Below are 22,606 nucleotides of genomic sequence, written 5' to 3'. Positions count from 1 at the left end.
CTATGAATTTCGACAACCTTCACCAAATTCTGCGCTCGCTCTACGAACAGATGATGCCGCTATGCGGGGACATGGCGGGCGTGGCGAAAGGCATCGCCGGGCTGGGCGCACTCTTTTATGTGGCCTACCGGGTATGGCAGTCGCTGGCGAGAGCCGAACCGATAGACGTGTTCCCTGTGCTCCGCCCGTTCGCTATCGGTCTGTGCATCATGTTCTTTCCGACGGTGGTACTGGGTACGATAAACAGCATCATGTCGCCCGTCGTGCAGGGTACGGCAAAGATGCTGGAGGCGGAAACGCTGGACATGAACCGATACCGTGAGCAGAAGGACAAACTGGAGTACGAAGCGATGATGCGCAATCCCGAAACCGCCTACCTCGTGTCAAATGAGGAGTTTGACAAACAACTGGAAGAACTGGGCTGGTCGCCCGGCGACATGGTGACGATGGCGGGGATGTACATCGAGCGCGGGATGTACAACATGAAGAAGGGCATCCGCGACTTCTTCCGCGAGATACTGGAACTGATGTTCCAAGCCGCCGCCCTCGTGATAGACACCATCCGCACGTTCTTCCTCGTGGTGCTGGCGATACTCGGTCCGATAGCCTTCGCCATATCGGTGTGGGACGGCTTCCAAAGCACGCTTACACAGTGGATATGCCGCTACATACAGGTCTATCTGTGGCTGCCCGTGTCGGATATGTTCAGCACCATACTGGCGAAGATACAAGTGCTGATGCTGCAAAGCGACATCGAACGGATGCAGGCTGACCCGAACTTCTCGCTGGATTCGAGCGACGGGGTGTACATCGTCTTCATGATAATCGGCATCATTGGTTACTTCACCATCCCCACGGTAGCAGGCTGGATTATCCAAGCCGGAGGCATGGGAAGCTACGGTCGCAACGTGAACCAGACGGCAGGACGAGCCGGAAGTATGGCGGGCAGCGTGGCGGGCGCAGCCGCAGGAAACGTGGTCGGACGTGTCGGGAAGCTGCTGAAATAATCAACTGACAATTAAAAACGAATAAACAACAATGGAATTTAAGTCACTTAAAAACATCGAATCATCGTTCAGGCAGATACGCCTGTTCGGTATCGTCTTCCTCTCGTTGTGTGCCGTAATAACGGTATGGAGCGTGTGGAGTTCCTACCGCTTCGCGGAGCGGCAACGGGAAAAGATTTACGTGCTGGACAACGGCAAGTCGCTGATGCTGGCTCTCTCGCAAGACTTGTCGCAGAACCGTCCGGCAGAAGCGAGGGAACACGTGCGCCGTTTCCACGAGCTGTTCTTCACGCTCTCACCCGAAAAGAGCGCGATAGAGCATAACGTGAAACGCGCCCTGCTATTAGCGGACAAAAGCGTGTACAACTACTATTCGGACTTTGCCGAGAAGGGGTACTACAACCGCATCATCGCCGGGAACATCAATCAGGTGTTGAAGGTGGACAGCGTGGTGTGCGATTTCAACGGCTATCCCTACCGTGCCGTGACCTACGCCACGCAGAAGATCATCCGGCAGAGCAACGTCACCGAGCGCAGCCTCGTGACTACGTGCCGCCTCTTGAACTCGTCCCGTTCGGACGACAATCCCAACGGTTTCACCATCGAGGGATTCACCATCATCGAGAACAAGGATTTACAAACCATCAAAAGGTAAACGGACATGAAGAAAATCAAAAAATCATTTTGGCGTGCGTACTGGAAGCTCCACGACAAAAAGAAAATGCTGGTGGCAAGGCTCAAAGGTTATCTGGACGGTTTGCCCCCGAAGACACGCAGGCGCATCGTGCTGGCGATGCTCGCCGCCTTTGCGGTGCTTGCCCTCTACACCTTCGGCAAAGCCGTCTATGAAATCGGCAGGAATGACGGCAGCCGGATGGTAACAGACCATGCCGGACAGGTGGAACTGTCCATAAAGCCGGACAACAATCATAATGTAATACCTTATTTATATGGAACAGACGAAGAATGAACCTAAAAACGAGAACAAGGCGGCTCCCGACAACGGGAAACCGAAGAAGGAGCGCAAGCCGCTGACCGAAGCCCAAAGGCTGAAACGTCAGAAAATGATAGTGCTGCCCGCTATAGTGCTGGTATTCATCGGTGCTATGTGGCTGATATTCGCCCCGTCTTCCGACAAGGAGCAGCAACCGGGAACGGGTGGTTACAACATCGAAATGCCCGACGCTGACAAGGCGAACCGCCAGATCATCGGCGACAAGGCGAAAGCCTACGAACAGGGAGCAATGGAGGAACGGCAGGAGAACCGCAGCCGCGCCATGCAGGAACTGGGCGATATGTTCGACCGCGAGGTGGCGGAAACGGACGGCGGCAGGGACTTCGACCTTGCTAATCCCGGAAATGCGGAAGATGCAACAGCAAAATCATCCGCTCCGAAAACCATCCAATCCTCCGCAGCTGCCTACCGCGACCTCAATACCACGCTCGGCAACTTCTATGAGCAGCCGAAGAACGACAACGCGGAAATGGACGAACTGTTGGAGCGTATCGCCTCGCTGGAATCGGAACTGGAAACCGAGAAAGGCAAGGCATCCTCTATGGATGATCAAGTGGCACTCATGGAAAAGTCCTACGAGCTGGCGGCGAAGTACATGGGCGGTCAGAACGGTACACAGCCACCTGTCGGACAGGCGGCAGAACCTTACCATGTGCAGAAAGCCGGAAAGAACACGGCTGCACCTGTCAGGCAGGCAACGCATCAGGTGGTATCTTCGCTCTCACAGCCGATGAGCAACGCTGAGTTTGTCGCCTCCTTCTCGCAGGAGCGCAACCGCAGTTTCAATACGGCGGTGGGTGTCACGACTGTATCGGACAGGAACACCATATCGGCGTGTGTCTATGGGGCGCAGAGTGTGACTGACGGGCAGGCGGTAAGATTACGGCTGCTGGAGCCGATGGCAGTGGCGGACAAAATCATACCCCGCAATGCAGTGGTGGTAGGCACGGCAAAGATTCAGGGCGAACGACTCGATATTGAAATTACTTCGCTGGAGTACGCAGGTACGATTATACCGGTAGAACTGGCGGTGTATGACACGGACGGACAGCCCGGCATCTTCATTCCAAACTCGATGGAGATGAACGCCGTCAGGGAAGTTGCCGCCAACATGGGCGGCTCGCTGGGCAGCAGCATTAATATCTCCACCAACGCAGGGGCGCAGCTCGCCTCCGACTTGGGCAAGGGCTGATACAAGGCACGAGCCAGTATATCGCCAAGAAGATGCGTACCGTCAAGGTGCATCTGAAATCCGGATACAAGGTCATGCTATATCAGGACAGAGATTGAAAACAATAACAATCAACGACTAAAAAAACAACAACCAAATTTTTATTTACCACTAAAATCCAAAGTAGAATGAAAAAAGTAATCATCATGTTTGCCCTCGCTATGGGCATCGTAACTGCCAACGCGCAGGAGAACGTAACCGTTGTAACGGACAACGGAAGTGAACAACCGACCTTGACAAAGGAGGTCTATCCGCAGAAGGAGGCGGACGGCGATCTGTATCACGGGCTGACAAAGAAGCTGACCTTCGACCGCATGGTTTCCCCGCACGGCTTGGAAGTGACCTACGACAAGACCGTCCACGTCATTTTCCCCTCGGAGGTGCGCTACGTCGATTTAGGCTCGCCCGACCTGATTGCGGGTAAAGCCGACGGAGCGGAGAACGTCATCCGCGTGAAAGCGACCGTGAGGAACTTCCCGAACGAAACCAATATGTCCGTGATAACGGAGGACGGGAGTTTCTACACCTTCAACGTGAAGTACGCCGCCGAACCGCTGCTGCTCAACGTGGAGATGTGCGACTTCATCCATGACGGCGAGGCGGTGAACCGTCCGAACAACGCGCAGGAAATCTATCTGAAAGAGCTGGGTAGCGAAAGTCCCATGCTGGTGCGCCTTATCATGAAGTCCATTTACAAGCAGAACAAGCGTGAGGTGAAACACATCGGCTGCAAGCGTTTCGGCATCCAGTACCTTCTGAAAGGCATCTACACGCACAACGGACTTCTCTATTTCCACACGGAAATCAGGAACCAAAGCAACGTGCCTTTCGATGTGGACTATATCACGTGGAAAATAGTGGACAAGAAGGTGGCGAAGCGTACCGCCGTGCAGGAGCAGATCATCCTGCCGCTCCGTGCGCAGAACTATGCCACCTGTGTGCCGGGCAGAAAGAGCGAGCGCACGGTATTCACGATGGCGAAGTTCACCATCCCCGACGGCAAGTGCCTCGTGGTGGAGCTGAACGAGAAGAACGGAGGCCGTCATCAGTCCTTCGTGATTGAGAACGAGGACTTGGTACGTGCGGGTACCATCAACGAACTTCAAGTGCGCTGACCATGAGAAAGCACATCGCAATCATCATCGCGTCGCTTGCCCTCTTCACGGGGCAGGCGCACGCCCAGCGGTGCCTGCCGAAGATGCAGGGCATCGAATTGAGAGCTAACCTTGTGGACGGTATGCGTTTAAGTGGCAACAATGGCGGTTACAGTTTCGGGGCGGCTCTCTCCACCTACACGAAGAACGGTAACAAGTGGGTGTTCGGTGGCGAATACCTCTTGAAGAACAACCCGTACAAGGATACCGCCATACCTGTGGCGCAGTTCACGGCGGAGGGCGGTTATTATTTCAAGATACTCTCCGACGCCCGTAAAATAGTGTTCGTCTATGCGGGGGCTTCGGCTCTCGCCGGATATGAGTCGGTGAATTGGGGCGAGAAAGTGCTGCATGACGGCTCCACGCTCCATGACCGGGACGCCTTCATCTACGGCGGTGCGCTGACGCTCGATGTGGAGTTTTACGTGGCTGACCGTATCGCCCTGCTCGCCAACCTCCGGGAGCGCCTGCTGTGGGGTGGCGACACACGGAAGTTCCATACGCAGTTCGGGGCGGGCGTCAAGATAATCATCAACTGACACGTCGCATGGAACGGACGGACATTGAGAATATGAGGCAGATACCCATTGCGGACTTTCTCGCACGGCTGGGACATGAGCCTGTCCGAAGGAGCGGAAACGAGCTGTGGTATCGTGCGCCATACCGCAGTGAACGCACGCCCTCCTTCCGTGTGAACGTGGCGAAACAGCTCTGGTACGACTTCGGCTTGGGCAAGGGCGGCGACATCTTCACGCTTGTCGGGGAGTTTACCCGAAGCGGGGATTTCATGGCGCAGGCGAGATTCATAGCGGAAACCGCCCGTATGCCGCTTGCCGCAGCAGAAAAGCCGTTGTACCTGCCGGAACCGTCCGAACCTGCCTTTGAGGGAGTGGAAGCCGTCCCGCTGCTCCGCTCTCCGCTGACGGAGTATTTGAAGGAAAGAGGCATCCCTTATGCCGTTGCATCCCGCCACTGCTGCCGCCTGAACTACGGCGTGCGTGGTAAGCGGTACTTTGCCGTCGGCTTTCCGAACGTGTCGGGCGGCTATGAAACCCGAAGCCGCCGTTTCAAGGGTTGCGTACCACCAAAGGACGTGTCGCTGGTCAAGGCGGGGGACATCCCGGCGGACGTGTGCAGCGTGTTCGAGGGCTTTATGGACTTCCTGTCCGCCGTCACGCTCGGTTTGGCAACGGGTGACTGCCTTGTGCTGAACTCCGTCGCCAACGTGGAAAAGGCTTTGAAACATCTGGACGGGTACGAGCGCATCGACTGTTACCTCGACCGAGACGAAGCCGGACGCAGGGCAATGGAAGCCCTGCGGACACGCTACGGAGGAAAGGTGACAGACCGTTCCGGCATCTATCAAGGCTGCAAGGACTTGAACGAGTACCTGCAACAAGTATCAAGAAAACAACAAAAGAACAACAATCTAAAAATCAAAGAATAATGAACATACTGAACAACAAGAACAAGAGAACATCAATCTTCAAGGCGTTGGCATTCTGCCTGTTCGCCGCAGTGTCATTCACATTCGTATCGTGCGACGACGATATGGACATCCAGCAATCCTATCCCTTCACGGTGGAAACCATGCCCGTGCCGAACAAGGTCACAAAGGGGCAGACGGTGGAAATCCGCTGTGAGCTGAAGAAAACGGGCGATTTCGCCAATACCCTCTATACCATCCGGTATTTCCAGTTCGAGGGTGAGGGCACACTGAAAATGGACAACGGCATCACTTTCCTGCCCAATGACCGCTACCTGCTCGAAAACGAGAAGTTCCGGCTGTACTACACGGCGCAAGGTGACGAGGCGCACAACTTCATCGTGGTAGTGGAGGACAATTTCGGCAACTCCTATGAGTTGGAATTTGACTTCAACAACCGAAACGTGAAGGATGACGGGGTTATCACTGTTGTCCCCATCGGGAACTTCAAGCCCCTTACACGATGATGCGTGTATTCATGGCTATCCTCTGTTCGCTTCTGGCGGTCTGTTCCGTGTCCGCACGGAACAGACGCCATGAGGGAACGGACGGGCAGGCGGCTATCTACCGGCTGCCACCATTTGAGAGGGCGGTGCGATGCACGAAGTATTTTGAGGGCTGGCATTCGGAAAAACATCACCCGTATGTAGGATATGGACATCGGTTGCAGCCGGGGGAAAGGTATTCGGCACGCACCATGACGAAGCGGCAGGCGGACGCGCTTCTGCGAAAAGACCTGCGGAAGTTCTGCGCGATGTTCCAGCAGTTCGGGAAGGATTCGCTTCTGCTTGCCACGCTCGCCTACAATGTCGGTCCGTACCGTCTTTTGGGGAGTGGGAAGATACCCAAAAGCACGCTAATCCGAAAGCTGGAGGCGGGTGACAGGAACATCTACCGGGAGTATATCGCTTTCTGTAACTATAAGGGGAAACGCCACGCCATGCTGCTCAAACGAAGGAAGGCTGAGTTTGCGCTGCTGTATGTACCATAAAGAATAAGTGTCTGACGAAAGAAACTCCGATGAAGCCGCCAACTTCATCGGAGTTTCAGTTTTCATACATTCGGGATTGTCCCTTTGCCTGCAACCTCACCGTCCCTGCAATGCTCTATGATACCGGGTGAAAATCCCATGCTGCCGATTGCGATATGCCGGATATAGTCTGTATATTCCTGACCTTGAAAATTCCTGCCCGTAAGGTTCTTGAAAACCATCTTTATGCTTATGCCGTCGTTGCTGTACAAGATGGTTTTTCCGTTCTGTCTGATTGTTTCCATGATTAAAACTTGTTTTTGTGAATACTATCGTAGATTGGTACAAAGGTTTCTTTGCCTACTTTCTTATCCGCCATCATGCTCATGAAAGAAAGTAGGCGGCTTTTGCCGCCCACCCCTCAAAAGCGGGTGTAAAGTCCCGTTACCATCGTGAACATTTCCTCCAGCATATCGCAATATATCCCCTCGTGCGTTTCAATGTCCTTCGTCCTGCTCTCGAATGTCTTTTTGCTGAACGTCTTGCGGTAGAAACGCATATTGTATAGGTCTGCCCCTCCGTCATAGATGATGTCAAGGCGGTTGGCACTGGTCTTGTTCCTCGCAAGGCTCATGCGCAAGCCGTTGCCCATGTCTGTGAAGTCTTTGCTTCCCGTCATGGCGGCAAAGCGTCTGCCGCCAATCTGCTCTAAAATTGTCTTTGCTATCATATCCGTTGTCTTTTAGGTTTATGGTTCGGGCGGTGCGGACACCGCCCCAATGTTCAAAATTCTGTTTTCTCGGTTATGGGTGTGCATTTTTCCAGCCACTCTTTCAGACATTCCATGCTATACTCGCTCGTGATGACTGCCGTATGGCTGTCAATGGCAGTGAAACGGCTGCTTTCATAGCTGTCTATCCACCCCTTTAGGGTATCAACTCCCCACGCTTCGGCATCGTCAAAGATGCCGTCCAATGCCGTAATGGGTTCGCTGAATTTGACTATCAGCGTTTGGTAGCCTGCTTCGTTCATCGCTTCTCCTCCTTCCTTTCCTTTGCCGTTAGCCACTTGTCCCGTGCGGCTCGACATTCGTCTAATGTGGGTTTGACACAAGAGAAAAGTTCCCCGTCCGTGTGGCGGTAGTCGTATTGCACAAGGGTGCGTTTGCGTCTGTCGATACCCGTTTGGAATTTCTCGTAGTTCTCCGTTCCTGCCGATTGGCAGGTGCTTACTCCGTTAATTGTCATTTTGTTGCCATAGTCGTTGTTATTTAGATGATTAGAAATGTACAGACAGCACTCTGTGTTGCATCACCATTTCGGGGTCGCTCGTGTAGCGTTGGTGCAGGTAGAAATGATGAGAGCCGAAGCCGTAAAGGAAGAACTTGTCAAGTTCGTGTTTCTCGGCAAAGTCCTTGACGCTCGCCCTTAATTGCTCCTCACTCTGACAAAGAGTGAGGAGGTTCATAAATTCAAGGAACATCGTGGGGATTTTATCATCCCATAGGAAAACCATGCTTTCAAATCTTACTTCCATAATGTTAGTTGTTAGATGTCGATATTATGCCGCTTTCATCCGCTGGCGGATAAGGTTGGCGTTCTTGTTCACAAGGGCGATGATGCGGTCGTGGTATTCGGAGTTCTCGTTGCATACGCCACGACACTGCACCACCTCAAAAGTTTTTAGTGACACCTCTATCGTTTCAATTCGTTTTCCGTCAATGGTGGCGGATAGGATAAGGGAGTCTTTTCGTTTGTGGTAACCGCCCACACAATGGTGCATCGTCCTTCCTTCCTCTGCCATTTCTTCCACGCTCTCTATGACTTTGACGCAAATAAGGCTGTCGGTAAAGGCAAGTCCGAAGAATATGCCCTTAGCTTTCAGATATTGTTTCTCGTCCTCAATCGCTTTCCTGCGTTGCTGTTCAGTCCGCTCATGTTTCCTTTGCAGGTTGCGCTTTGCCACCAACTTGTCGTGTTCAACTTTGAGGTCGGCAGGGCAAACGTATTTCGGGCTGTTTGTGTCCTTGCCGAAATGACGCAGGAGGTCTATGGTGTCACGCCACATTGAGCCGTCCTCAATAGTATAGCCGTTGCGGATACATATCTTGATTGAAGCCCAATACTCTCCAATATTGAAAGAGTGGTACAGATAGTAGCGCAACATGGGATATTGCCCTGCCTTCAACAGCGTTTCCGCACGGCTGTCCGACAATAATGCCGGTATTAGTTTGGTGGGTACAATGTCGTGGAAATTGCCGTTAAAGCCGTTTCTGCGGAGCGTCGGCAACACCTTATATCTTGGATATATCGGGGAATATGAGATATGGCGGTACGCTTCATTGTCATTGCGGATAGCAAAAGGAGAAGCGAATGAGAACGTGTCGATGTAGCATCCCAATGTGCGTGGAATGGCAACAACAGCCTTACGCCCTTGTTCATTCCACCAATACTGCCCGATTTCAAGGGCATAGGACTTGGCATTAACCCCTTTCTCCATACCCACGACAAGCAAGAACATTCGTAGCACTTGGTATTCTCCGCTTGTGGTAAGGGTTGTGAAATACTGCTTTTGTCTTACCTTGCGCTGATAGGTGAGGCAGACTTTCAAACTTGCTCCACATTCGGGACACGTACAATGCTCGGTCTGCTCCGTCATTACCCAACTATGACCGCAATCCATACAAGTGGTACGACCTTTCGGCAAGCGGTGTGCATAATGCTCCACGCAATTACGGAATGCCCAATTTATCTGTATCGGGGTTATCGGGCGTAGTTTCTTGCTTTGGGCAAGAACTGCTTTTTCAAATTTGTTTCTCGGTTTCATAAGCCAAAATCAAATAATGAGGGTTGAACTTGGGTTTCTGTTTTCGCCTTTGTCGGCTTGGTGCGGTTCTGCAACTTGCGGAGTTCCTCGTCTTGGTATCTGCGGACTGCCTGCTGACGTGCTTCTGCTTTTTCCTCTGCCGTGAGTTCCACAATGTGGTTCACCGCCACTTGGCATTGGATAGCTTGCCCACCTCAATCTCGTTCTCGTCATAGTAGTGTACTGCTTGTCCGTATATCTCTCCGTCCGTGAAGCCGTTACAACCGCTTTTCTGCACATAGTTCAGAATGTAGGTTACGCAATCGTCAATGTTCTTGGCTGGATTGCGGTAGTTCTTCGCAAAGAGCGTGTCTTCCTCCGCACGTTGTTCCAAATACATCTGTATCGTTCTCTTGAAATGGTCTGTTCCTTTCATATCGCTGTCGTTTTTATGAGTTGTCAAATAGTATGTTTCAAAATCTCCCTCCAATAAATCGGCTCAACCTCGCTCAATAGGAAGTCTATAAAGTCCTTCCGTGCGTCCTTGTTCAGTTCGTGGTAGAGTCCACGGAACACGGACATATTGCCGTTGAGGTATGTTTCCACCATGTACTCGAAGATGTTGCCCACCTCGTAGTATCTGCATTGTTGCTCCACTGTCTTGCTTCTTCTCTTTGCCATGTCGGTAGGGATTAAAGGGTGAATAACCAAAGAATGAAGCCGAAGAACAGGATAACGGAAAGAATAGCCACGATTACCCCTATTGCCACTCGGAACACTCCGTTTATTATCTCTCTGACGATGTACCAAAGGATGCCGGACACCCAAAAGGCGGTGCGCATGATTAGGGTGCATATCGCAAGCCCTATGTATTGCGCCATTTGTCTGAAATTTACCGTTGCTGTCATAGCCGTATCATTTGTTAAGTTCCACGATGCTGTCTATCCTGCCGTATAGGAAACTGCGGAGTGCGGTCTTGTCGGTAGCCTTGTATTCCGCCCAATGTCCATACTGCTTTACAATGTAGGTTCGGAGAATGTCGGAAAAGTCAAACATCCAACCTTGCAAGGGTACTGCGCTCTTGAAATAGGTGTTGCTGTTCACGTTGCGTGTAAGCCAATCCTTTTCCTCTCGGCTCAATTTCTCACCATTGTTCAGTTTGGTGCGAAGTCCGTACACCTTGCTGCCTTGCAGGTTCTCCAAACTTGGTACTTCCCATGCCACGAATTTTGTTGCTATTGCCGTTCTCATATCCGTTTTGTTTTTGATTTTTTGTTTTTTAATGCGGATTCAAGAGCTGAGGGAGTTGAGTTTCAAACTATCTTATCTGCTTCTCGTTTATCCGACATTTTTTTTAATGCGTCTTTCTGTCGCATCGGTCGTTTTCGTTTCGGGTGCTTAAAAAGGTAGGGATTAGGGAATGCAAGGTTTTTCGGAAAAATACTACCCGAAAGGCTGGAGATTTTTCCAGAAAACAGGAGGCTTGACCTTGCTTTCCCGTACAATCCCGGAGTTACCTTTGCACCCAGCACGAAAATGACTGCCTGATGCGGCTCACTGAAAGGCGCGAAAATGGAGGTAAACGGAAGTGGAGGCAGATTAGACAGGAAAACTTCAAAAGAGAAATCCGTGAAAAAGACATCCCCAACAGAAAAGAACATAGCCGGTAGCGTGAAACCGAGCAAACCATCGGCAAGGAAGTATGTTTTTATCTGTTTGGCCAAACGTGTTTGGTCGGATGGATAAAATCATTCTTCCCGGTTTGTCTGCCGTGAGTGACGGCTTGTTCCATTTATGGAATGTGCGGTCATACACGGCTTTCCGCTTCCGGCTCAAAAGGACAACGAAAAAAGAAAAATCGTCAAAACCCCGTAAAAGCACCTCTTTGGCATAAGCACAAAAGAAAGGGGCCTTGTCTCATCAGTCTAAACTATTGTTTAGGCGTGAGGCAAAGCCCTTTTCTCCGCTTATGCGGCAGTCGGCACACGTTCGTTCAAAATCTTTTTGGGCGATGGTGTGCTGACGGATAAAATCGCTTTTACGGAAAAACTTGTGTGAGAAGAAAAAATCAGGAGATTCATTTCTAAATCTCCCGTTTTATTGTTACTTTTGCATACGAAGAGTTCTTTGAAGGTTACGCAACGCACAGAAGAATAATGCAGTAGATAACTAACTAATTCGTAACCTATTACTATTATGAGCGATTACCCAATGCTCATTTCCAATAAATTACACTCTTTTCGTAACTTCGTCATGCAAATTTACATGTTTATTTATCATAATGTATTACATTTGTATCAAATAGTTTAGTTTATGGACATATACCAAGTAAACCATCAGCAATTACTGAAGGGGATAAGATGCAATTTTCAGCGATATCTTTATAAACAGATACAGTGGGATGATCGTCTGATTGGAATTTTTGGCTCGCAAGGTGTCGGGAAAACAACCTTGCTGCTGCAACGGATAAAACAGGCTTTCGATGATTCGGATAAAGCCTTGTATTTGAATCTGGACAGCATTCTTTTTCAACGGGAGAAAATGGTCAACGTGGCTATGCAGTTCTATAAGGAGGGAGGTACGCACCTGTTTTTGGACAGCGTGCATCGTTATGCCGATTGGATGACTGAGACCAGGAAGTTGTTGGATCGTTGTCCGAATCTGAATATTGTTTTTGCTTCTTCTTCGTTACTTCCGGTTTCAAAGGTGAAGAAAGGATTTAAGAACCAAGTGTCTTGTTATACATTGGCTACCATGTCGTTCAGGGAATACCTTTCGTATGAATGTGTCTTGGATTTGCCTCCGGTTTCTCTGGATGATTTGCTGGAAAACCATGTGGAAATATCGAGGAATGTGAACGACCAGATTGTCGTAGCCCCTATCTTCCGTAACTATCTGGAACATGGTTGTTATCCGTTTTATTGGGATGATCCGGATGCTTTTCCATTCCGTTTGCAGGATCGGGTGAGAGAGATGGTCGATGTTGATCTGCCGCCTCTTTATCCGTTGGAATATCGAGAATTGAAGGATATTAAAAGGTTAATGATGTCTATTTCCGGCCAGATACCCGATGTGGCTGACGTTGCCGACTTGGCTACTCAGTTGAAGTTGGAGCGGACAGATGTCAAGCGGTATTTTGATTATCTGACGGATGCGGTTTGCATAAGATATTACCAGTCTAAAAAGCAGACTCAGAGTCGTCTTCAAAAAACTTATATAGGTAATACCAATTTATTGATGGCTTTCGAAGAGGATGTGAATGACCGTGTGGTATTGGGAGAGACTTTCTTTGTCGACCAGTTATCGAATTTTGCAACGGTTGAGTTGTTTGAGAATAATGACTTTCTGATAAACGACAAATATATTTTCATGGTTGGCGATCCGTTGATGGATTATGATCGGATCAAAGAGTTGGATAATGCTTTTGCTGCTATCTACGGTCAACCCAAAAGTCAGAACAACAAACTCCCGATCTGGTTGTTGGGACTTTGTTATTGATGGACTTCTTATAATAAAGTATAGATATGACAGATATAATGAAAAATCGTAGGACTATCCGTAAATATACAGAGCAGGATATTCCCGAAGAGTTGTTGAATGAATTGCTGGAAGTGGCAGCCCGTGCTTCCAATACCGGTAATATGCAGTTATACAGTGTGGTTGTTACCCGTGACCAGTCCAATAAGGAGAAACTGGCTCCGGCTCATTTTAATCAGCCAATGATTACGATGGCTCCGGTTGTGTTGACTTTCTGTGCCGATGCCAACCGTTTTGTGAAATGGGCGGAACAACGGAAAGCGGAAGCCGGGTTTGATAATTTGCAGACTTTCATTGCTTCTACAATTGATGCGATGCTGTTTGCACAGGCTTTCTGTGATGCAGCTGAAGAGAAAGGTTTGGGTATCTGCTATTTGGGAACGACTGCCTATAATGCTGATAAAATTATCGAAGCGTTGTCTTTGCCTCGTCTGGTAGTGCCTATCGTTACTGTAACTGTCGGTTATCCGGTTATGCCGTTGCCGGAACAGGTGGAACGACTCCCTTTGGCTGCCGTGGTTCATCAGGAGACTTATGTAGATTATACTCCGGATATGATAGACGAATTATATGGTGAAAAGGAAGCACTGGAAGTCAATAAACAGTTTGTGAAGGAGAACAATAAGGAAACATTGGCACAGGTGTTTACCGATGTTCGTTATACGAAAAAGAATAATGAGTATTTCTCCGAAGTACTGTTAAAGGTTTTAAAAGATCAGGGATTTATGAAATGATCTTTACCTCATAATGCATAAAAAGTCCGCTTTCTATCACACCAGTGATGGACTTGATTGCATTCTCCAGATTGTCGGGTATATTGTTGAACCATACATCGAGTATCAGATTCCCGTTTTCGGTGATTATCGGACCGTCCTTGCCTTGTGCCATCCGGAGTTTTATGTCAACCGGACTTAATGACCGAAGTGCCTGGTCCGCATGTATCAATGCATCCGGGAAGATTTCTACCGGAACGGGGAAACGGGAACCCAGCTTCGAAACCATTTTGGAAGGATCAGCAATAATGAAGGTTTGCGGGCTGGAACCAATCAATAGTTTTTCTTTGAACATGGCACCGCCACGTCCTTTGATCATATTATGGTTGGGATCGATTTCGTCCGCCCCGTCAAAAGTCCAGTTCGGTTTGTGTTCAAGCAGGCTTGTCAGGGGGATACCGAGTTTGGCGCAAGCCATCTTTATTTCCTGGGAAGTAGGAATGGCATGGATATGTAACTGTTCGGTCCGGATACGGTCGGCTATTTTCAATAATGCCAGATAAGCTGTTGATCCTGAACCTACGCCGATAATGTCGCCGTCTTTTACCATAGAGGCGATCTTGTCGGCTACTTTTTGTTTTTCTTCCCGGTTGGAAATCTCTTTACCCCATTCCAACGAATCGATGATTGTTTTCTCCCAGTCCATAATGTGTTGATCAGATGCGTTCCAATACAGTTTCAATCAATCCGATTAATGACCCTCTATAATTAGTGTTCATGTTCTTGTCTACCCGGCCGGCAATGATGCAGCAAACTGTCATGGCGCGATGTCCCATCAGGGCGGCAAGACCGGCAAGCGAAGAACTTTCCATCTCGAAGTTCGTGATTTGCCTTCCATTATAATTGAATGCTTCAATCTTTTCATTCAATTTGGGGTCGGCGAGAGGCAGGCGGAGTTCACGGCCCTGCGGTCCATAAAATCCGTTTGCAGCTATTGTCACGCCACGGATAATATCGTTTCCGGTGATTTGTTCGATCAGGGAATGATCGGCAGGTACAACATAAGGAGAAAGGCCGGATAGTTTCCAGTCCAATTGTTCCTTCAAGGCAGTCTCAAAAGCTATATCCCTGACACGTTCGGTATTTGCATAGAAGTAAATGACACCGTCGAAACCGATAGATTTTTCAGCAGCAACGTACGTGCCGACAGGAACAAACGGTTGTAGACCTCCCGATGTCCCGACACGAACCAAAGTCAATTGCTTGAATGCCGGTTTTACGGTACGGGTGGAGAAGTCGATATTAGCCAGTGCATCCAGTTCGTTCAGTACAATATCTATATTGTCCGTTCCGATGCCGTGGGATACAACTGTGATACGTTTTCCTTTATAGGTACCTGTTATAGTGTGAAACTCCCGGCTGGATACTTCGCATTCTTGTGTGTCGAAGTAAGAGGCAACGGTTGACACCCGGTCGGGGTCGCCTACCAGAACTACTCTGTCTGCCAGCTGTTCCGGCTTAAGATGCAGATGGAATACGCTTCCATCTGCATTTATAATTAATTCGGATTCGGGAATTACTCTCATCTGATTAGTCTTTAAGCGGTTTTGAAGGAGCACTGGTCGGTCTGGCTATTGCTTCACGCATAGATGTATCGGCATCAATGTTCTTCATCTTATAATAATCCATGATACCCATGTTTCCGGAGCGGAAGGCTTCTGCCATTGCTTTCGGGACTTCTGCCTCTGCTTCGATCACTTTGGCGCGGGCTTCCTGAGCTTTTGCTTTCATTTCCTGTTCCAGGGCAACAGCCATTGCACGGCGTTCTTCGGCTTTAGCCTGGGCGATGTTCTTATCGGCCTGTGCCTGGTCCATCTGAAGGAATGCACCGATGTTCTTACCTATGTCGATATCCGCAATATCGATGGACAGGATTTCAAAAGCCGTACCGGCATCAAGGCCCTTGCGGAGTACCAGCTTGGAGATTGAATCCGGGTTTTCCAATACTGTTTTATGGCTTTCGGATGAACCGATGGATGATACGATACCTTCACCGACACGGGCAAGGATGGTCTCTTCACCGGCACCACCGACCAACTGTTTGATGCTGGCACGAACGGTTACACGGGCTTTGGCAATCAGCTGGATACCATCTTTCGCAACGGCAGTTACAGGAGGAGTATCGATCACTTTCGGGTTAACCGACATCTGGACGGCTTCGAATACGTCACGGCCTGCCAGGTCGATAGCGGTTGCCATCTGGAAAGGCAGGTCTATATTTGCTTTGGAGGCAGATACCAGTGCATGAACCACTTTCTCAACATGTCCGCCTGCCAGATAGTGTGCTTCCAGTTCATCACGGGTCAGCGACTTCAGACCGGCTTTGTGTGCTTCGATCATGGCACGGGCGATAACATAAGGAGGTACATTACGGATACGCATCAAAAACAGCTGTATCAGCGAGATGTTTACACCCGATACTTTGGCCGAGATCCATAGCAGGAACGGCACATAGTAAAAGAAAATTGCCAGCAGCAATACCGCTGCACCCAGTAGGATAAAAGGCAAATAGTTCAATTCTTCCATATAAATTTAATTAAGCGTGAATATCTGTTTGTTCTTTTCTCTTAACCAATACGTTATAACCATCGACACGCAGTACTTCGACCGGCGTGTTTTCGTCTATCAATTCATCCATCGACTTCGCCTCGACGGTGATGCCCTTGATACGTGCTTTGCCGATAGGGGCAAGGCGTGAGAGGGTGATACCTTCGTCACCCGGTTCGATGCCCAGGTCACGGCTTGAAGTCAGTTTGGAGTCGACATCCGTTTTCAGGGCGACCTTGTTGAATGACCGGGCACGCAATAACCATACAAATGAGGCGGCAAAGGCTGTTAACGACAGGAACAATGTGATATGTCCGGCCGTTTCACCTACCGTATAGGCATAAATAACGCCTGATGCCGCGAAAAGAAATCCTCCGACACCGGCAATTGTTATTCCCGGCAAAAGGAATATTTCCAGCAGGATAAGCACGATGGCTACCAGCATTAAAAAGACAATAATGGTTATTTCCCAGATCATAATAGTCGCGGTTGAATTATCTGTTACTTTTTAAATAGTTTATCTCCGTATTACGAGCTTTCTTCTCCAACTCTTCAGGCTGGTCGAGCAGACTGTTCAATTGCTCTTCCGCTTCAAGAATTGCCGGTTTCAACTGTTCCTTCTTTGCACTGTTCCCGGAAGAATAGGAGGCTCTGAGGTCGGCCAGTTTATCATTCAGTTCTTTTATCTGTTTGTTCAGTGAAACAACTTTTCCATAGTAACTCTTTGCTTCCGGACTTTTGATATCGTCCAGTTTATAGTAAACCAGGCTGTTGTTTATCACGAACTCGAAATCTTTTTCGATTTTCGCTTCCCCGTAAGGTATTTCTTTATGGGCCAGTTCGACCAGATTGCTGTAGTCGCTTCCCGGTTTCCATGAGTCCTGAATGGAAGTGATGGCGGCACGGGCACGTTTCATTTCGATATCTTCACTTTCTACGCGGCTGTGTTCATTGTTCGGGATGAACAGGTAAACGCATACTTTATCTTCGGGCTGGAAGCGGTCTGAAACGAACCACCCCAACTCCTTAGTCTCATCATACACCATCATATAATCATTGAACGGTGAGTTGAAAGGCATGCTTAACTGCTCCGGTGCCAGATAAGTATCGGAGTTGATGTTGTAGCGCGTAACAAACAGGTCGTATCCTCCCAATGAACCGTTTCCCTGAGAGGCATAGTAGATGGTGACTCCGTCAGACAAAGCGAAAGGATAATTATCGTCGTTATTGCTGTTGATATTCATCGGCAACTGTTTTTCATCCCCCCATTTGTCCATCAATCTGGACTGGGTGAAAAGACAGTATCGGTCGTTGTCTGTTGCATGGGCATAATAAATCTTGTCGCCTTTCTGGTTCATATAAACCGTTGAGGATACAGGTTCATTTGTCTGGAAGAAATCTTTGAAAGATGTCAATGTGCCACTTTCTTCGCTCAGTGTATAAGCTGCCAGAAAATCATCTTTGTCAACAACGATGCTGTCTATAATCTGTACATCTTCCGTTTTTTCCATCATCCGGTGGGCGTTCTCAGCCAGGCTGAGTTTTTCTTCGAATGCTTGTGTGTCCTGTTTCTTTTTAGTCAGCAGGTCGATGTACTCTTCCATCATTTCCGCCGCTTCATCAAAACGGTAGGTCTGATAATAAACATCCGACAGATAGCGATAAGCGTCCTGAACTTTGCGCTTGACTGCCACTTTCAGATGTTTCTCGGCACCGGCCAGATCTCCAGTCTCGTAACAACACACACCATACCAATGATTATAGGACGAGTTGCTGGGAGCTTGTTTCACCAGTTTTTCGAAAGCAGGTTTAGCTTCAGCGTATTGCCCTTCGTTGTATAGTTTTTTGGCCTGGTCCAGGCTCTGTGCCTGCAGGCTGCAGCAAAGAAATGTAATTCCAATTGTGTAAAACAGTTTTTTAGATAACCGGCTCATTGTCTCTTGTTATGATATAATTATACTGATTCAAAGATAATAATATTTTTAGTTAAGCGTACAATTCATTGGATAAATATCTATTTTTGTGCCCGATTTAGAGTAGATATGGCAAAGCTGACAGCAGAAGAACTCCTGTTCCGGAAAATAGAAGAGAAAGTGAAGAGGGCAATTTTCGAATATAGCCTGATCGCAAATGGCGACCGCATCCTGATCGGATTGTCGGGCGGAAAGGATTCGCTTGCCCTTGTCGACCTGCTGGGACGCCGTTCAAAAATCTATAATCCCCGCTTTGAAGTGGTCGTGGCGCATGTGGTGATGACGAATATTCCTTATTGCTCGGATGCGGAGTATCTGAAAAGCTGTGCCGATGAACACGGGTTGCCGTTTATTATTCACGAAACGAGTTTCGACGCTTCTACCGATACACGTAAGTCTCCTTGTTTTCTTTGTTCCTGGACACGGCGAAAGGCTTTGTTTGATATAGCCAAGAAGCATAATTGCAATAAGATCGCCCTGGGGCATCATCAGGATGATATTATCGAAACATTACTGATGAATATAACCCATCAGGGAGCTTTCGGGACTATGCCTCCGCGGTTGAAGATGGATAAGTTCGATATGGAGATCATCCGTCCGATGTGCCTGGTTGAAGAAAAAGAACTGGTCCGTATTGCCGAATGGAAAGGGTATCGTAAACAAATAAAGAACTGTCCGTATGAGTCCGGTTCCAGCCGTTCGGATATGAAAGAAGTCCTGGCCCGGCTCGAAGCTATAAATCCGGAAGCACGTTACAGCATCTGGAACAGTATGTCGAATGTACAACAGGATTATCTTCCTCAAAAAAATAGATAAGTTATGCAGGGTTTTTATACTATTCTGTTATTGGTCGTATCAAATATTTTTATGACATGTGCCTGGTACGGCCACCTGAAGATGAAACAGCAGTTCAGTTGGTTCGAACATTTGCCGTTGATCGGTGTAATCTTATTCAGTTGGTTTCTCGCTTTCTTCGAGTATTGTTTTCAGGTACCGGCAAACCGTATGGGATTCAGGGAGAATGGCGGACCGTTCAATCTGATACAATTGAAAGTAATACAGGAGGTTATTACGCTTGTTGTATTCGTGGCTTTCAGTGCGATCGCCTTTAAAGGAGAATCGTTTAAATGGAATCATGCGCTGGCTTGCTTACTGTTGGTTGCTGCTGTCTATTTGGTGTTTAAGAAATAATTGGCATCAGTGAAGGGCGTTCGTTTTTAGTCTATGATGGTTGTTGCTGTTAATTATCTTTATCTATCATGCAACGATCATATTTACATTGTTTTAACTAACTATCGTTCCTATATCTATTAAAAAGCCTCTACCTTAAAGTCTTTTTTGCCGAAATATATAGACTTATTTCATCGAAACAACTATTTATTGTTGTCAGGATGCCCGTTTTATCCTGTTTGACACCCGGATGTTGACGATGCTCAGACCCGGGTGTTGGCAACCTTGAGACCCGGGTCTCGAACAACATAAGTAATTACTTCCTTGAAAATAAACAATATACTTCAACAAAAAAAGAAGCTTACACTGGGCTTTTGGATAAGGCTATGATAGTTACCTGATAGTTATATGATAGTTAATAATAACAACTGTCATAGGGTAATAGTCTTGTAGTTAGTGTCTTATGATTTTAAATGATAGTATGATAGTTGATTTGATAAATCGTTTGAAGAAAGCATTCCATCCTCAACATGCTATTGGTTTTTTATTATCCCATCCAGATACCGTAATATTTCTGTTTCTTCGTCCGGATGAAACCATTTGATCTCTTCATCCCGCTTAAACCAGGTCATTTGTTTGCGGGCATAGACACGGGAGTTGCGCCGTATTTTCTCTACGGCCAGGTCGAGCGGCCATTCTCCGTCGAAATAGTTGAACAGTTCTTTATAGCCGACCGTATTGAGGGAGTTCAGGTGGCGGAAAGGGTAGACTTTACGCGCTTCTTCCAGCAGGCCGTCAACCATCATCTGGTCGACACGGCGGTTGATGCGGTCGCATAATTCTTCGCGGTCGCGTGTCAGTCCCACTTTGATGATTCTGAAAGGGCGTTCTTTCTTTATATTGGTGCGGAAAGAAGAATAAGGCTTTCCCGTCATCCGGCATATCTCGACAGCATGGATTACCCGTTTGTAGTTCATCCGGTCTACTTCTTCATAATGGACAGGGTCGGATTCTTTTAACTCCTGTAGGATATTTTCCAGTCCTTCACGCTCGAACTGGGCGTAAATAGCCTCACGTATATCGGGGGTGACGGTTGGAATATCATCAATGCCTTTACATACGGCGTCGATGTACATCATGGAACCGCCTGTCATTACAACGGTTGGAGTTGTGCGGTGGAGTGTTTCCAGGAGGGAGATTACGTCTTCTTCAAAGTTACTGGCACTGTAATAATCGGTCAGGTCCAGTGTCCCGACCATATAATGTTTTACTCTTGCCATTTGTTCGGCGGTGGGGGCTGCCGTTCCGATAGGAAGGTCTTTATAGAGCTGACGGGAGTCGGAGGAAATAATAGGCGAACCGAAATGTTCTGCTACGCGCAAACTCAGTTCGGTCTTTCCGACTCCTGTCGGCCCGAGTAATATGACAAGGGAGTTCATCAATTAAAAACGCTCGTCGTCGTACGGGTTTTCCATCGGTACGTCGCCTAAACCTTCGAAACCGCCTTTGTCCAGTTCGTCGATGTCGTATTCTGAGTCACCGTAAAAGTCTTCGCCGATCTCTGTGCTTCCGTTTTTGGTTTCGAACTGTTCAAAGTCTACTGTTTGAGCAGGTGCAATACCAATAGATTTGCTGACGATTGCTTTGTCGAGATCTTTGCCCGGCTCTATTTCGCGGAGTTCCATGAAGAAAGCACGTTCGGTCATATAGTCGAAAACGAACATAAGTTTCTGGTGTTCGTCTTCAAGCAATTCTTCCAGACGAGTTTCAGCCATTATATAGTTATCCACTTCCGAAGTGGTGTCCATTTCTACTAATGTAATTTCCGTATTTTTGCTCCAATCGTCGTCACAAATAAAGAAAGAGCACATCTGATCTTTCGTGTAGCCAACCGACTCAAGGATGGCGTCGTGCAGATCAAGGAAAGTTGCTTCCGCATCAATCTTGATTTCGCGTTTGAAGTCATCTACTTCATCTGATAGAATGAGGAATCTAAATACCATAGTCTTTTTAGTTTTTTGTTGGTTCAAAAGTAGTAAAATAAAAATAATGTGCCAATAAAATAATATGCCAATATGCCAAGAAAAATACTATCTGTTGATATTTTCATTGGCGTATTGGCATATTGCCTGATTGGCAGATTATTATTCGTCGATCGAACCTCTTACGATACCGCGTTCGGAAGTCTTGATAAAGTTGAGTATCAGGTCTCTTTCTTCGCTGGCTTCGTATTCGGTTTCGATAGCCTTGATGGCTTCCGTATTATTCAGGCCACGGGTATATAACGTACGGTAGATATCCTGTATCAGGAATACCTGCTGGTTGGTGAACCCACGGCGGCGTAATCCTACGATATTGATGCCACAGTAAACAATCGGGTCGCGGCCGATCAACGTATAAGGCGGAATATCTTTACCGATACGGGAACCGCCCTGTACCATCACGTGTTTCGATATGCGGGTAAACTGGTGGACCAGGCTGCCGCCGCTGACAATAGCAAAATCGTCAATCTCCACTTCTCCGGCTATCTGGGATGCGTTCCCGAGGATAATATGATCTTTCAGTACGCAATCGTGTGCGATATGGGAATATGCCATAATCAGGCAATCGCTTCCGACTATGGTCTTTCCCTTTGATGCTGTTCCCCGGTTGATAGTGACACACTCGCGGATCGTCGTATTTTTTCCGATTTCAGCGGTGGTCTGCTCTCCTTTGAACTTGAGATCTTGTGGAATACCGGCAATTACAGCTCCCGGGAAGATGGAACAGTTGTCTCCGATCCTTGCCCCGTCGAGAATGACTGCATGTGAATAAATATGACAATTGTCGCCTATTACTACATCCTTTTCAATCACTGCAAAAGGATCTATCGTTACATTCTGACCGATCTTTGCTTCGGGATGAACGACTGCTAAAGGGGATTGATTCATTGCCTTCT

General features: G+C 48.1%; 31 protein-coding genes and 2 pseudogenes. 14 read left to right on the top strand and 19 right to left on the bottom strand.

Annotated features, from left to right (window positions below; translation table 11 throughout):
• Positions 1-2: 2 nt before the first annotated feature.
• The 9 genes and pseudogenes from traJ to DXA15_RS07730 all read left to right on the top strand — a co-directional run bounded on the left by traJ (position 3) and on the right by DXA15_RS07730 (position 6,884).
• Positions 3-1,007 carry a conjugative transposon protein TraJ gene (gene traJ / locus DXA15_RS07770; RefSeq protein WP_128133665.1) on the top strand — a complete coding sequence of 335 codons (1,005 nt, stop codon included), beginning with the start codon at positions 3-5 and terminating at the stop codon, positions 1,005-1,007.
• 31 nt (positions 1,008-1,038) lie between these two features.
• Positions 1,039-1,662 (top strand): conjugative transposon protein TraK, encoded by a 624-nt coding sequence (traK, locus tag DXA15_RS07765; protein WP_004308925.1) that lies wholly within the window; start codon positions 1,039-1,041, stop codon positions 1,660-1,662.
• A gap of 6 nt (positions 1,663-1,668) precedes the next feature.
• Complete coding sequence (locus DXA15_RS07760) at positions 1,669-1,977, top strand: TraL conjugative transposon family protein (protein WP_004308924.1); 309 nt, start codon at positions 1,669-1,671, stop codon at positions 1,975-1,977.
• A pseudogene (traM, locus tag DXA15_RS07755) lies at positions 1,958-3,312 on the top strand (conjugative transposon protein TraM). The gene DXA15_RS07760 and the pseudogene traM overlap by 20 nt, the downstream one beginning before the upstream one ends.
• A 69-nt stretch (positions 3,313-3,381) precedes the next feature.
• A complete protein-coding gene (gene traN / locus DXA15_RS07750; protein WP_128133664.1) occupies positions 3,382-4,368 on the top strand; it encodes a conjugative transposon protein TraN in 987 nt (328 codons plus the stop codon).
• Between the two features lie 2 nt (positions 4,369-4,370).
• The gene (locus DXA15_RS07745) at positions 4,371-4,946 is read left to right on the top strand and encodes a conjugal transfer protein TraO (RefSeq protein WP_005827316.1); all 576 of its coding nucleotides are present in this window, start codon (positions 4,371-4,373) and stop codon (positions 4,944-4,946) included.
• 8 nt (positions 4,947-4,954) lie between these two features.
• Complete coding sequence (locus DXA15_RS07740; protein ID WP_004310298.1) at positions 4,955-5,854, top strand: toprim domain-containing protein; 900 nt, start codon at positions 4,955-4,957, stop codon at positions 5,852-5,854.
• Positions 5,854-6,360 carry a DUF3872 domain-containing protein gene (locus tag DXA15_RS07735; protein ID WP_128133663.1) on the top strand — a complete coding sequence of 169 codons (507 nt, stop codon included), beginning with the start codon at positions 5,854-5,856 and terminating at the stop codon, positions 6,358-6,360. The genes DXA15_RS07740 and DXA15_RS07735 overlap by 1 nt, the downstream gene beginning before the upstream one ends.
• Positions 6,357-6,884, top strand: coding sequence for a glycoside hydrolase family protein (locus DXA15_RS07730; protein WP_005827312.1), 528 nt, complete (start codon positions 6,357-6,359; stop codon positions 6,882-6,884). Before DXA15_RS07735 ends, DXA15_RS07730 begins: the two co-directional genes overlap by 4 nt.
• A gap of 62 nt (positions 6,885-6,946) precedes the next feature.
• Here DXA15_RS07730 and DXA15_RS07725 read toward each other — a convergent pair whose 3' ends face one another.
• From DXA15_RS07725 to DXA15_RS25470, 11 genes and pseudogenes are all read right to left on the bottom strand, one after another.
• Positions 6,947-7,168: a hypothetical protein gene (locus DXA15_RS07725; protein ID WP_004310300.1), complete on the bottom strand. Its 222-nt coding sequence runs from the start codon at positions 7,166-7,168 to the stop codon at positions 6,947-6,949.
• Between the two features lie 116 nt (positions 7,169-7,284).
• Positions 7,285-7,593 carry a hypothetical protein gene (locus tag DXA15_RS07720; RefSeq protein ID WP_004310301.1) on the bottom strand — a complete coding sequence of 103 codons (309 nt, stop codon included), beginning with the start codon at positions 7,591-7,593 and terminating at the stop codon, positions 7,285-7,287.
• A 53-nt stretch (positions 7,594-7,646) separates the two neighbouring features.
• Positions 7,647-7,952: a hypothetical protein gene (locus tag DXA15_RS07715; protein ID WP_004310302.1), complete on the bottom strand. Its 306-nt coding sequence runs from the start codon at positions 7,950-7,952 to the stop codon at positions 7,647-7,649.
• Positions 7,892-8,110 (bottom strand): DUF3873 domain-containing protein, encoded by a 219-nt coding sequence (locus DXA15_RS07710; protein ID WP_008770680.1) that lies wholly within the window; start codon positions 8,108-8,110, stop codon positions 7,892-7,894. The genes DXA15_RS07715 and DXA15_RS07710 overlap by 61 nt, the downstream gene beginning before the upstream one ends.
• A 31-nt stretch (positions 8,111-8,141) precedes the next feature.
• Positions 8,142-8,399, bottom strand: coding sequence for a hypothetical protein (locus tag DXA15_RS07705; protein ID WP_005827305.1), 258 nt, complete (start codon positions 8,397-8,399; stop codon positions 8,142-8,144).
• A gap of 24 nt (positions 8,400-8,423) precedes the next feature.
• Positions 8,424-9,689 carry a PcfJ domain-containing protein gene (locus DXA15_RS07700; RefSeq protein ID WP_004310303.1) on the bottom strand — a complete coding sequence of 422 codons (1,266 nt, stop codon included), beginning with the start codon at positions 9,687-9,689 and terminating at the stop codon, positions 8,424-8,426.
• Positions 9,686-10,104 (bottom strand): annotated as a pseudogene (locus DXA15_RS07695) (PcfK-like family protein). The gene DXA15_RS07700 and the pseudogene DXA15_RS07695 overlap by 4 nt, the downstream one beginning before the upstream one ends.
• 23 nt (positions 10,105-10,127) lie before the next feature.
• Complete coding sequence (locus DXA15_RS07690; protein ID WP_008019901.1) at positions 10,128-10,349, bottom strand: hypothetical protein; 222 nt, start codon at positions 10,347-10,349, stop codon at positions 10,128-10,130.
• An 11-nt stretch (positions 10,350-10,360) separates the two neighbouring features.
• Positions 10,361-10,576, bottom strand: a complete 216-nt coding sequence (locus DXA15_RS07685) for a hypothetical protein (protein WP_005643957.1) — start codon at positions 10,574-10,576, stop codon at positions 10,361-10,363.
• A gap of 7 nt (positions 10,577-10,583) precedes the next feature.
• Positions 10,584-10,919, bottom strand: coding sequence for a hypothetical protein (locus DXA15_RS07680; RefSeq protein WP_004310306.1), 336 nt, complete (start codon positions 10,917-10,919; stop codon positions 10,584-10,586).
• Positions 10,920-10,981: 62 nt separating this feature from the next.
• Entirely contained in the window at positions 10,982-11,392 is a 411-nt protein-coding gene (locus DXA15_RS25470) for a hypothetical protein (RefSeq protein ID WP_032588465.1), read from the bottom strand.
• Positions 11,393-11,406: 14 nt separating this feature from the next.
• On the opposite strand from DXA15_RS25470, the gene DXA15_RS25465 reads away from it, so the two are divergent.
• From DXA15_RS25465 to DXA15_RS07660, 3 genes are all read left to right on the top strand, one after another.
• Positions 11,407-11,562, top strand: coding sequence for a hypothetical protein (locus tag DXA15_RS25465; protein ID WP_004314171.1), 156 nt, complete (start codon positions 11,407-11,409; stop codon positions 11,560-11,562).
• Positions 11,563-11,981: 419 nt separating this feature from the next.
• Positions 11,982-13,166: an AAA family ATPase gene (locus DXA15_RS07665; RefSeq protein ID WP_128133662.1), complete on the top strand. Its 1,185-nt coding sequence runs from the start codon at positions 11,982-11,984 to the stop codon at positions 13,164-13,166.
• A gap of 26 nt (positions 13,167-13,192) precedes the next feature.
• Positions 13,193-13,939: a nitroreductase family protein gene (locus DXA15_RS07660; RefSeq protein WP_128133661.1), complete on the top strand. Its 747-nt coding sequence runs from the start codon at positions 13,193-13,195 to the stop codon at positions 13,937-13,939.
• Here the strand turns inward: DXA15_RS07660 and rpiA are convergent.
• Genes rpiA through DXA15_RS07635 form a run of 5 tightly spaced genes read right to left on the bottom strand, consistent with a single transcriptional unit; the run spans position 13,929 to position 18,459 of the window.
• The gene (gene rpiA / locus DXA15_RS07655) at positions 13,929-14,624 is read right to left on the bottom strand and encodes a ribose 5-phosphate isomerase A (RefSeq protein WP_128133660.1); all 696 of its coding nucleotides are present in this window, start codon (positions 14,622-14,624) and stop codon (positions 13,929-13,931) included. The two genes, DXA15_RS07660 and rpiA, sit on opposite strands and share 11 nt — an antisense overlap.
• Positions 14,625-14,634: 10 nt before the next feature.
• Positions 14,635-15,504: a nucleoside phosphorylase gene (locus DXA15_RS07650; RefSeq protein ID WP_128133659.1), complete on the bottom strand. Its 870-nt coding sequence runs from the start codon at positions 15,502-15,504 to the stop codon at positions 14,635-14,637.
• Positions 15,505-15,508: 4 nt separating this feature from the next.
• Positions 15,509-16,504 carry a flotillin-like protein FloA gene (gene floA / locus DXA15_RS07645; RefSeq protein ID WP_128133658.1) on the bottom strand — a complete coding sequence of 332 codons (996 nt, stop codon included), beginning with the start codon at positions 16,502-16,504 and terminating at the stop codon, positions 15,509-15,511.
• A 10-nt stretch (positions 16,505-16,514) separates the two neighbouring features.
• On the bottom strand, positions 16,515-17,003 hold the full coding sequence (locus DXA15_RS07640; RefSeq protein ID WP_007653913.1) for an NfeD family protein: 489 nt from the start codon (positions 17,001-17,003) through the stop codon (positions 16,515-16,517).
• A 16-nt stretch (positions 17,004-17,019) separates the two neighbouring features.
• A complete protein-coding gene (locus DXA15_RS07635) occupies positions 17,020-18,459 on the bottom strand; it encodes a tetratricopeptide repeat protein (RefSeq protein ID WP_128133657.1) in 1,440 nt (479 codons plus the stop codon).
• 108 nt (positions 18,460-18,567) lie between these two features.
• Here DXA15_RS07635 and DXA15_RS07630 point away from each other — a divergent pair, with 108 nt between their 5' ends.
• Positions 18,568-19,314: a tRNA 2-thiocytidine biosynthesis TtcA family protein gene (locus tag DXA15_RS07630; RefSeq protein WP_128133656.1), complete on the top strand. Its 747-nt coding sequence runs from the start codon at positions 18,568-18,570 to the stop codon at positions 19,312-19,314.
• Between the two features lie 3 nt (positions 19,315-19,317).
• Positions 19,318-19,689: a DMT family protein gene (locus DXA15_RS07625; protein WP_007653908.1), complete on the top strand. Its 372-nt coding sequence runs from the start codon at positions 19,318-19,320 to the stop codon at positions 19,687-19,689.
• A 512-nt stretch (positions 19,690-20,201) separates the two neighbouring features.
• On the opposite strand, the gene miaA is transcribed toward DXA15_RS07625, so the two are convergent.
• The 3 genes from miaA to lpxA all read right to left on the bottom strand — a co-directional run bounded on the left by miaA (position 20,202) and on the right by lpxA (position 22,598).
• Complete coding sequence (miaA, locus tag DXA15_RS07620) at positions 20,202-21,107, bottom strand: tRNA (adenosine(37)-N6)-dimethylallyltransferase MiaA (RefSeq protein ID WP_128133655.1); 906 nt, start codon at positions 21,105-21,107, stop codon at positions 20,202-20,204.
• Positions 21,108-21,110: 3 nt separating this feature from the next.
• Positions 21,111-21,671 (bottom strand): hypothetical protein, encoded by a 561-nt coding sequence (locus DXA15_RS07615; protein ID WP_128133654.1) that lies wholly within the window; start codon positions 21,669-21,671, stop codon positions 21,111-21,113.
• Between the two features lie 141 nt (positions 21,672-21,812).
• Positions 21,813-22,598, bottom strand: a complete 786-nt coding sequence (lpxA, locus tag DXA15_RS07610) for an acyl-ACP--UDP-N-acetylglucosamine O-acyltransferase (protein ID WP_007653902.1) — start codon at positions 22,596-22,598, stop codon at positions 21,813-21,815.
• Positions 22,599-22,606 lie beyond the last annotated feature (8 nt).

Origin of the sequence: Parabacteroides sp. AM58-2XD (genome assembly GCF_003463685.1) — a bacterium.
GTDB classification, from domain to species: Bacteria; Bacteroidota; Bacteroidia; order Bacteroidales; family Tannerellaceae; genus Parabacteroides; species Parabacteroides segnis.
This window is presented reverse-complemented; position numbering and strand designations above follow the sequence as displayed.

Coding starts and splice junctions, on each gene's coding strand:
- DXA15_RS07690 (WP_008019901.1), bottom strand. CDS start 10,349: ATGGCAAAGAGAAGAAGCAAGACAGTGGAGCAACAATGCAGATACTAC.
- DXA15_RS07615 (WP_128133654.1), bottom strand. CDS start 21,671: ATGGTATTTAGATTCCTCATTCTATCAGATGAAGTAGATGACTTCAAA.
- DXA15_RS07760 (WP_004308924.1), top strand. CDS start 1,669: ATGAAGAAAATCAAAAAATCATTTTGGCGTGCGTACTGGAAGCTCCAC.
- DXA15_RS07680 (WP_004310306.1), bottom strand. CDS start 10,919: ATGAGAACGGCAATAGCAACAAAATTCGTGGCATGGGAAGTACCAAGT.
- lpxA (WP_007653902.1), bottom strand. CDS start 22,598: ATGAATCAATCCCCTTTAGCAGTCGTTCATCCCGAAGCAAAGATCGGT.
- DXA15_RS07640 (WP_007653913.1), bottom strand. CDS start 17,003: ATGATCTGGGAAATAACCATTATTGTCTTTTTAATGCTGGTAGCCATC.
- DXA15_RS07700 (WP_004310303.1), bottom strand. CDS start 9,689: ATGAAACCGAGAAACAAATTTGAAAAAGCAGTTCTTGCCCAAAGCAAG.
- DXA15_RS07635 (WP_128133657.1), bottom strand. CDS start 18,459: ATGAGCCGGTTATCTAAAAAACTGTTTTACACAATTGGAATTACATTT.
- floA (WP_128133658.1), bottom strand. CDS start 16,504: ATGGAAGAATTGAACTATTTGCCTTTTATCCTACTGGGTGCAGCGGTA.
- DXA15_RS25465 (WP_004314171.1), top strand. CDS start 11,407: ATGGATAAAATCATTCTTCCCGGTTTGTCTGCCGTGAGTGACGGCTTG.
- DXA15_RS07685 (WP_005643957.1), bottom strand. CDS start 10,576: ATGACAGCAACGGTAAATTTCAGACAAATGGCGCAATACATAGGGCTT.
- rpiA (WP_128133660.1), bottom strand. CDS start 14,624: ATGGACTGGGAGAAAACAATCATCGATTCGTTGGAATGGGGTAAAGAG.
- DXA15_RS07625 (WP_007653908.1), top strand. CDS start 19,318: ATGCAGGGTTTTTATACTATTCTGTTATTGGTCGTATCAAATATTTTT.
- DXA15_RS07740 (WP_004310298.1), top strand. CDS start 4,955: ATGGAACGGACGGACATTGAGAATATGAGGCAGATACCCATTGCGGAC.
- DXA15_RS07665 (WP_128133662.1), top strand. CDS start 11,982: ATGGACATATACCAAGTAAACCATCAGCAATTACTGAAGGGGATAAGA.
- DXA15_RS07720 (WP_004310301.1), bottom strand. CDS start 7,593: ATGATAGCAAAGACAATTTTAGAGCAGATTGGCGGCAGACGCTTTGCC.
- traN (WP_128133664.1), top strand. CDS start 3,382: ATGAAAAAAGTAATCATCATGTTTGCCCTCGCTATGGGCATCGTAACT.
- DXA15_RS07730 (WP_005827312.1), top strand. CDS start 6,357: ATGATGCGTGTATTCATGGCTATCCTCTGTTCGCTTCTGGCGGTCTGT.
- traK (WP_004308925.1), top strand. CDS start 1,039: ATGGAATTTAAGTCACTTAAAAACATCGAATCATCGTTCAGGCAGATA.
- DXA15_RS07745 (WP_005827316.1), top strand. CDS start 4,371: ATGAGAAAGCACATCGCAATCATCATCGCGTCGCTTGCCCTCTTCACG.
- DXA15_RS07710 (WP_008770680.1), bottom strand. CDS start 8,110: ATGACAATTAACGGAGTAAGCACCTGCCAATCGGCAGGAACGGAGAAC.
- DXA15_RS07715 (WP_004310302.1), bottom strand. CDS start 7,952: ATGTCGAGCCGCACGGGACAAGTGGCTAACGGCAAAGGAAAGGAAGGA.
- DXA15_RS07735 (WP_128133663.1), top strand. CDS start 5,854: ATGAACATACTGAACAACAAGAACAAGAGAACATCAATCTTCAAGGCG.
- DXA15_RS07630 (WP_128133656.1), top strand. CDS start 18,568: ATGGCAAAGCTGACAGCAGAAGAACTCCTGTTCCGGAAAATAGAAGAG.
- miaA (WP_128133655.1), bottom strand. CDS start 21,107: ATGAACTCCCTTGTCATATTACTCGGGCCGACAGGAGTCGGAAAGACC.
- DXA15_RS07725 (WP_004310300.1), bottom strand. CDS start 7,168: ATGGAAACAATCAGACAGAACGGAAAAACCATCTTGTACAGCAACGAC.
- DXA15_RS07650 (WP_128133659.1), bottom strand. CDS start 15,504: ATGAGAGTAATTCCCGAATCCGAATTAATTATAAATGCAGATGGAAGC.
- DXA15_RS07705 (WP_005827305.1), bottom strand. CDS start 8,399: ATGGAAGTAAGATTTGAAAGCATGGTTTTCCTATGGGATGATAAAATC.
- traJ (WP_128133665.1), top strand. CDS start 3: ATGAATTTCGACAACCTTCACCAAATTCTGCGCTCGCTCTACGAACAG.
- DXA15_RS07660 (WP_128133661.1), top strand. CDS start 13,193: ATGACAGATATAATGAAAAATCGTAGGACTATCCGTAAATATACAGAG.